Origin of the sequence: Porticoccus sp., assembly GCF_041592135.1 — a bacterium.
In the GTDB taxonomy this organism is placed as follows: Bacteria; Pseudomonadota; Gammaproteobacteria; order Pseudomonadales; family Porticoccaceae; genus Porticoccus.
The window spans coordinates 1-7868 of the sequence record NZ_JBFHQR010000119.1; the positions used below are offsets into that span (position 1 = coordinate 1).

7 protein-coding genes are annotated in these 7868 nt (G+C 54.2%); 5 read left to right on the forward strand and 2 right to left on the reverse strand.

Annotation, left to right across the window (positions count from 1 at the left end):
* A partial coding sequence (locus ABY948_RS09995) for a hypothetical protein (protein ID WP_461482391.1) occupies window positions 1–578 on the reverse strand: 578 nt, incomplete at its 3' end.
* Window positions 579–1834: 1256 nt separating this feature from the next.
* Between ABY948_RS09995 and ABY948_RS10000 the strand changes: the two genes are divergently transcribed.
* The 4 genes from ABY948_RS10000 (at window position 1835) to ABY948_RS10015 (ending at window position 5551) form a co-directional block, all read left to right on the forward strand.
* Window positions 1835–1975 (forward strand): hypothetical protein, encoded by a 141-nt coding sequence (locus tag ABY948_RS10000; RefSeq protein ID WP_461482392.1) that lies wholly within the window; start codon window positions 1835–1837, stop codon window positions 1973–1975.
* An 86-nt stretch (window positions 1976–2061) separates the two neighbouring features.
* Window positions 2062–3660 carry an outer membrane protein assembly factor BamB family protein gene (locus ABY948_RS10005; protein WP_461482393.1) on the forward strand — a complete coding sequence of 533 codons (1599 nt, stop codon included), beginning with the start codon at window positions 2062–2064 and terminating at the stop codon, window positions 3658–3660.
* Between the two features lie 65 nt (window positions 3661–3725).
* Window positions 3726–4169: a c-type cytochrome gene (locus ABY948_RS10010; RefSeq protein ID WP_461482394.1), complete on the forward strand. Its 444-nt coding sequence runs from the start codon at window positions 3726–3728 to the stop codon at window positions 4167–4169.
* A 533-nt stretch (window positions 4170–4702) separates the two neighbouring features.
* Window positions 4703–5551: an SDR family NAD(P)-dependent oxidoreductase gene (locus ABY948_RS10015; protein ID WP_461482395.1), complete on the forward strand. Its 849-nt coding sequence runs from the start codon at window positions 4703–4705 to the stop codon at window positions 5549–5551.
* Between the two features lie 90 nt (window positions 5552–5641).
* Here the strand turns inward: ABY948_RS10015 and ABY948_RS10020 are convergent, their stop codons facing one another.
* Window positions 5642–6580: an AraC family transcriptional regulator gene (locus ABY948_RS10020; RefSeq protein ID WP_461482396.1), complete on the reverse strand. Its 939-nt coding sequence runs from the start codon at window positions 6578–6580 to the stop codon at window positions 5642–5644.
* Between the two features lie 368 nt (window positions 6581–6948).
* Here ABY948_RS10020 and ABY948_RS10025 point away from each other — a divergent pair.
* On the forward strand, window positions 6949–7868 hold a 920-nt coding region (locus ABY948_RS10025), incomplete at its 3' end, for a methylmalonyl-CoA mutase family protein (protein ID WP_461482397.1).

Below are 7868 nucleotides of genomic sequence, written 5' to 3' on the forward strand. Positions count from 1 at the left end.
CGCAGGTGTAAGTCTCCCTTTTCAAAACCGGATAGCGCTCTTGATACATACTCTAATGGCTTGAGAATTCGGTTAATGCCTACGTACAGAATCAGGAGGATGAAAAGTGAAAGTCCTGTTCCCAGAGTCAACAGTGCCCGGATATCCAGCCAGCGTTCGTTGATTTCCTGTAGCGGTGCGGCATAAATGACAATGGTCCCGCCCCCCGAACGGGTAATAAGTGGTTTGATCGTCGGCGAAAGGAGCTTGACGAACAGTGCTGGCGGATTGATCGCGTCGTTGGGACTCGGGCCGCCAGCGTAAAGTAATTGCCCATTTCGGTAGACCATAATATAGAGGCCGCGGATTTCACTCAGCACCTTGACCAGGTTCGCCATGCGTTGATGGGCGGTGGGCGAGTTCTTGGAGGGGGTGGGTGGCATGGCAACGGTAATCAAGTGTGTTGCCGCCGTCATGGCATTTTCTACTTTGGTGTAGACGGACTGGCGGGCATTGGAAATGAGTATGCCGCTTGTCGCGATTAATGTGATGATCAGCAAGGCGCCAAAAAATAAATAGGTTTTTAATCTCAGGTTCATATTCCGGACCTTGCTCTAACACGATTTATTGTGGTGGTGAAAAACACAACAAAACCGACAAGGCCGTCCATTGCGCTACATCTTTCGCCTGGTGAGTGCATTTTAAATGTCGACGACGACAGTTCTTTCTTTTTCATGGTGTTGCGCATGGCCTGGGGCCGTCAGTTAATCGGGAAGCAAGGCCAACCAAAGAAGAGGTGCCCTCAAGAGCCGGTTTGTGCTTCTGCTCTAATGAAGAAGTTGTGAGACGTTGTCCGGCTTTTTTTGGAACAACTAAACCACGCTCTTTCTGACGTGTCTAGTCTATTTTGTGCTGCGGGGGATACGTCTCTGGCTGGGCCACAGAATAGTCAGGTATGGGCATATTTGCTCAATCACAAGGGGCGCGGCGGGCAGTTGCCCAGCACTTTGATAATCCTTTTTCTGCGCGATCGTCGCTCGTTAACTCCCCGATAAAGCGATTATTTTCCCGATTTTTGACGGGAAAAAGCTGAGGGATGTGAACGCTGGGCCAAGGGTTCGGGCCATAAGTGTTTTTGAAGAGTGGGATCTATGACTTGTCCATGAAGTCTGCTTCATAGCAGAGATGTTTGTTTTAGTGCTTTAGTCATATCCTTTTGCCAGACCTCTTTTATCATTTCTGATGGTTTTTGGAGCATTGTGTTTTCGGGATTTTATAGCTTTAACTCAGTTTGCCGGTGAATTTTTTCAGGCGGACAGGTACTAAAGCCAGTGAGATATCACCAGGTCAGATCCCATCGGCACGGTAGGGGATTTCTGGTCAAGTGCGCGTCCCAGCGGCTGTTATGATAATGATGAAGGCGGTGATATAGTCCGGCCGCTGGGCGTGGCTATTCGGTTGTAAGCCGCCTTTGCTGCGGGCATAGTGCCGTGATTAGGTATGAAGACTGGATTTTACGCATCGGCCATTTTTCCCGTCACGCAGGCTTTGTTGGGAAGAAGGTTGGTTAGAGACATCATCGACCTTTTCCCGGTCAGCGTTGGCAGGGTCAGCTTAATGATGGCTATAAGTTTCTGGGGGTATTTAGCCGCTGCGAAGGGCGGTCGCCTTGATCCCCAAGGCCCGCCGATGTCTACTAAAGCAAGTGGGGAAAGGATAGACCTGATCCAGACTGGGCATGGCGGACCTTTTCTGAATCCCGGTCAGGCAGGCCCTCCAGTCGCTGGCGGCGCAGTTTGTTTCTCGCGCCGGGAGGGTGTCGGGAACAGCGGCCCTTAATGGAAATAACGAACTGTTGACCGACGAGGTTTATGGCTCGACAGCTTTGGAAAGAATTGATGATGATATCGTCGAGTTGGGTTATGCCCTCTGCGTCATTGATTTCATTCAAGGTCTAACCAGTGGAAACAATGCTGGATCTATTGGTGATAATTAAAAGAATAGTGGGAGCATTTAAAGGTGGGTATGTTGGCGTTAAAAAAATCAGGACAGGTTTTGGGTTGCCTGTTGGCACTGTTGTGTATGACATCTGTGTCCGCAGCAGACAACCCCGATGACTGGCCGCAATATTTGCGGGATTCCAAAGGCTGGCGTTACAGTCCTCTTGACCAAATCAACAAGGATAATGTTAAAAAACTGAAGGTGGCGTGGATTCACCAGCCCGGTGATATTCAGATGGGCCTTCAGGCCACACCGATTGCGATTGATGGCATCATTTATTACGTTGCGGCAAATAACAACGTTTTTGCCGTGGAGGGCAAAACGGGCAAGACCATCTGGCGCTATCAACCGGAGTTGGAACCGCTCTCAGCGGAAAGTTTTTGGGCGGCCCAAAGCCGAGGGGTGACGGTGGGTCACGGCAACGTCTATCTGGGGACATTGGACGGCCGCTACATCGCCCTCGACCAGGAAACCGGTCAGGAAAAATGGTCCACTCAGCTGACCGACTTTCACAATTGTCAGGGTTGCAACTTTTCCTTTCCGCCGCAGCTGGCCGGCGATATCGTCTTTAGCGGCCACACCGGAGGCGATCAGCCCCAGCAGGGCAGAATTTTTGGCGTGAACGCCATTACCGGCAAGCAAGTCTGGACCTTCAACACCATCAAGGATGACCCGGCAAGCTGGCCGGGTGACTCGGGTAAAGTCGGTGGCGGTGGCGCCTGGACAGTGGGGGTCTACGATGAAAAAAGTGACACCATTTTCATTGGTACCAGTAACGCCGCGCCAGACTTCTATGCAGAGGGCCGGAAAGGGGACAACCTGTACACTGCGAGCATCATCGCGCTGGAAGGCAAGACCGGTAAACTCAAGTGGCACCATCAGGAGGTTCCACACGACAGCTGGGATTATGATTCAGCCTATGAAATCATGACCATAGAACACAAGGGCAAGGAATACCTGGTTCATCTCAATAAGGGGGGCTTTGTCTCGGTTCTTGATAAGGCTACCGGTAAGCCGTACAACATCTGGCAATTTGCCAAACGCGTTAACTGGGTTAAATCCATCAACCCCAAAACCGGTGAGCTATTGGGCCGCAAAGACCCGAAAGAGGGCCAAGAGGATATTTTCTGTCCCTCCGTGCTCGGTGCGAGAAGCTGGAACCAGGCGGCCTACAGTCCCAAAACCAGACTCTGGTATTCAAACGGCTGGGAGTTCTGTAACAAAGTTGTGCCGGTGGCGCAGGACCCAGAAAAACTGGGTTGGGCCGGTGTTTATTTTGGCGTGTCAATGCTCGAGCTGATCCCCCCTCCGGGAGAAAAAACCGGTTCGGCGCGCCTGGATGCCCGCGATCCAATAACGGGTGCAGTGAAATGGAGTATCGACTATCCGGTGCCGGGGATGGGGTCTGTGTTGACCACGGGGGGCGGATTGGTGTTCAACGGCGATGCCACCGGTATTTACAAAGCCTATGACGCGGACAATGGCAAGGAGCTGTGGAGCTTTAATGCCGGTTCAGGTTTCCGTTCCGGCCCCATCAGTTATGCGGTAGATGGCAAACAGTACATTCTGGTACCCAGTGGTCTCGGCGGCCTGGCGCTCGGTTTTGCCACCAGCGCATTCCCCAGCCTTGTCGGCCTCCCCGGTGGCGCAGCCTTGATTGCCTTCACTCTGGAGGACTAATCATTTTAAATGGGGCCGTTTTGGTCCCTGTTTCCCCCCTCCCGTTGAAAGGGTAAGGATGTTCAATGATGGTTGAGAAGTTTGGTGGTGCGATAGCCTCTGCGCTCACCGCCAGTATTCGCTTGTATGGTGTTTGTATTGCGCTGATGTTGTCGGTTTTCACTATGAATGCCGCGCTGGCCGGTGGTGTGCCCAGTGCGGAAGACGATGGAACCATCAGTCCAGCGGAGGCGGCAAAAATGATTGCCTCACCGGCATCGGCGGCCGCGGGTGAGGGGTTGTTCAACCAGGTATGCACCTATTGCCACGGGGCAAAAGGCGTTGGCGGCAGGGGGCGGAAAATGCAATGTCGCCATTACGATGCGTCCTATCTCTACAACACCATTTCCAATGGTAAGCGCAGCGGTTCATTAGTTATGCCTGCATGGAAGCAAAGTTATAGCGAGAGAACCCGCTGGGAACTGGTGTCCTATATCATGACGTTGAAAAACCTGGATAGTTGCCAATAGGTGTTCAGGCGTAGGTGAATATCTGGCCAATGTCCCTCCAGGCCCTAAGCCCTTCCGTTGAGGCGCCTGCAGTTCACAAGGGCATTTTTCCCAGGGTGGCATATACGGGCTGGAGGCCTGTGGGGCGAGCCCGTTTCCCTGTTTGCTGTTTCGGTTTGCTGTTTCGGTTTGCTGTTTCGGTTTGCTGTTTCGGTTTGCTGTTTCGGTTTGCTGTTTTGGTTTGCTGTTTTGGTTTGAAAGCCTGGCCAATTTATCGATCATCTCCTCCACAATCTGTTGGTCCTCTCAGTGTGCCGAGCAGCAGCCTTATCGCCTTCCTTCCGGACCGGGTGGGCAGGAAAATTGGACTCTGGCGCAGCATGGCGGATTGTCCCCTTTGATCCCTTTGATCCCTTTGATCCCTTTGATCCCTTTGATCCCTTTGAAATCTTGATGTCAGCTCGTACAAACCGGCATAGCTTGCTGTTTCTATAATACCAATAGGCCTTAGAATGGCTCAGTGTGCACGCTTGGGTGATGGGGGAATGGCGGTAATGAATAGTCAATACAGCGGCAGTCTTGCAGGGAAAGTCGCGTTGGTCAGCGGCTCCGGTCGGGGCATCGGCCGCGAGGTTGCCCTGAAGCTGGCTTCAGAGGGCGCCAGTGTGGTGGTCAATGATCTGGACGCCGCTCTGGCCGACCAGGTGGTGGCAGCGATTCGCGCCAACGGTGTGAAAGGTGCCAGGGCGGTGGTCTGCACCGGCAGTGTCACCGAAGAGGGGTTTGGGGAACGCTTTGTCAAAACGGCGGTGGATAGCTTTGGCGGCCTGGATATCATCGTCAACAATGCCGGATACACCTGGGACAATGTCATCCAGAAAATGAATGATGAGCAGTGGTATGCCATGATCGATGTACATATGACGGCGCCCTATCGCATCCTCAAAGCCGCGCAGCCCTATATCAAGTCCTATCACGCCCTGGAAGTGGAAGGGGGGCAGGAGGCCTACCGCAAGGTGGTCAATATCTCATCCATCGCGGGTCTGGGGGGCAATGCCGGACAACTGGCGTATTCCGCGGCCAAGGCCGGGGTGGTGGGCATGACCAAAACCCTGTGTAAGGAGTGGGGGCGCTACAACGTCAACGTCAATGCCGTGGCGTTTGGCTTTATCCAGACCAGGCTGACAGGTGCAGCCAGCGACAACGCCCGCATCAATGTCGAGGGCCGGGAAATTCGCGTTGGGGTGAGTGACCAGATTCGGGACCTGATGACCTCCCTGATCCCCCTCGGCCGGCCCGGTACCCCGCAAGAAGCCGCCAACGCCGTATACCTGTTCTGTACCCCGGAATCCAACTATATCAGTGGCCAGGTGGTGGTGGTGGGCGGTGGCCTGGAACTCTAACCGGCTGTTGTAAAACCGTCAGCACCGCGAATGCCAAGTAAAAAAACAGGGTTCCAGAGTCCGCTAACGGTAGTACTACAGCGCCCGGATTCAGCCGGTGCGGTGGTATTTGCAGTAGTTTCGCGGCGACAGTCCGGTCCACTGCTTGAATGCCCGGGTAAATGAGCGCGGTTCCTCAAAGCCGACAATGTCCGACACCTCATCCACGGACAGGTTTTCATTGACCAGCTTGTCGATGGCGATCTCGCGGCGAATATTGTCCTTGATCTTCTGGTAGCTGGTGCCTTCCTGCAATAGCCGCCGGTACAGGGTCAGGGGGCTGATGCCCATCTGCTCCGCCAGTTGTTCCGCTTTGGGAAAGGTTGGTCGCTGCGAGCTGGATCGCAAAAAGGTTCTCTCTATCTGGGCCTCCAGGCTGTTGTCCTCGCCGGGAATGGTCATGATGTCCGCCGGACTGCTGGCCAGAAAAGCCTCCAGTTCCCGGTTGGTGCGCACCAAGGGCTTGTCCAGATACTGGCTGTCGAAAAACAGGCTGTTGCTGTCCTGATTAAACAGGACATTGCCGGGGAACATAATGCGCACCTCGTTGCGGTGTTCCGGTGCCGGATGGACGAAATGTGTTTCTTTCAGCCGGATGGATTCCCCGATATACCAGCTGGGAAAGCGGTGCCAGGTCACCATCAGGAATTCAGTCATAAAGTGACCGACGTCCAGCTCGGGTCTTTGCAGGGTAAAGCTGAGACGGCAGTTATTGTCCGGGTAGCTCAGTTCCATGCGCACCGCATCGGTGATCAGGTTGTAGAAACCCACCGCCTTCTCAAGTAGTTCTCCCAGGGTTTTACTGTGTTTCACCAGGTCGCAGACCGTGGCGAAGACACCGTATTTGCAGGGTTGTGACGTGAAACCCATGAATTCGTCATTGAGTTCCTGCTGTACCAGCCGGAACAGTCGCGCCACCTGATCGGTGTGCACGCGATCATTGGAGTCCTCCACTATCGCCGGGTTGATACCCGCTCGGGCCAGCAGCACATGGCGATCCTGCTGCCGCTGGCGAATGCCGTGCAGGCAGGTGACAACGTGATGGTGCGAAATGGTGGCGATGGGGTGGCCTGCTATGAAATGTGAGTTTGGCGGATATGATAGCAGTTATAAGCCGTTATAGCGGTCATATGTGAAATAATGTGTGAGTTTCTGGGAATAATTTTGCCCTTGTTTCCATTCTTCTGCTCCGTCATAGTGCATTCCACTTCCAAAACAGTCCCATTAAGAGGGCGTTTTGACTACTGCCCAGGGCCGTTATTGGTGCCGGGCAGGAAATTCAGCTATACCCAACTATATCGATAAAACAGCCAATCCATTGGGTTGTGCTGGGATGAGTTTACTTGAGGCAGCTTTCCATGACCGACACTTCCAAACCTTCCTACAGTGACTGGACCAATCTGGTCATCAAAGAGACCAAAGGCAAAACCCCCGAGGATTTGGTCTGGCAGACCCCCGAGGGGATTGCCGTTAAACCGCTGTATACAGCGGACGATGTAGCCGGTTTGGATTACCAGGACAACCTGCCCGGTTTTGCGCCGTTCAAGCGCGGCCCCAAAGCCACCATGTATGCCGGTCGCCCCTGGACCGTGCGCCAGTACGCCGGTTTCTCCACCGCGGAAGAATCCAATGCCTTTTACCGTCGCAACCTCGCTGCCGGTCAGCAGGGCCTGTCGGTGGCGTTTGACCTGGCCACCCACCGCGGTTATGACTCCGACCACGAGCGGGTAGAGGGCGATGTGGGCAAGGCCGGTGTGGCCATCGACTCCGTGGAAGACATGAAGATCCTGTTTGACGGCATCCCCCTGGACAAGGTGTCTGTATCCATGACCATGAACGGTGCGGTATTGCCGGTGATGGCCAACTACATTGTCGCCGCGGAAGAACAGGGCGTGACGCCTGACAAGCTGGCGGGCACCTTGCAGAATGACATTCTCAAGGAATTCATGGTCCGCAATACCTATATCTACCCGCCGGCGCCGTCCATGCGCATCGTCGCGGACATCATCGGTTATACCGCCGCGCACATGCCGAAGTTCAACTCCATTTCCATCTCCGGCTACCACATGCAGGAGGCGGGCGCCACCAACGTGCAGGAGCTGGCCTACACCATCGCCGACGGTATCGAGTACGTGCGCACCGCCATTGCCAGCGGCCTGGATGTGGACAAGTTTGCGCCGCGGCTGTCGTTCTTCTTCGCCATCGGCATGAACTTCTTTATGGAGATCGCCAAGCTGCGCGCCGCGCGAATTCTCTGGGCCACCCTGATGGAAGAAAA

What these genes read in the sequence shown, in the direction of transcription:
- ABY948_RS10005 (WP_461482393.1), top strand. Translation starts at nt 2,062, where the DNA reads ATGACATCTGTGTCCGCAGCAGACAACCCCGATGACTGGCCGCAATAT.
- ABY948_RS10010 (WP_461482394.1), top strand. Translation starts at nt 3,726, where the DNA reads ATGATGGTTGAGAAGTTTGGTGGTGCGATAGCCTCTGCGCTCACCGCC.
- ABY948_RS10015 (WP_461482395.1), top strand. Translation starts at nt 4,703, where the DNA reads ATGAATAGTCAATACAGCGGCAGTCTTGCAGGGAAAGTCGCGTTGGTC.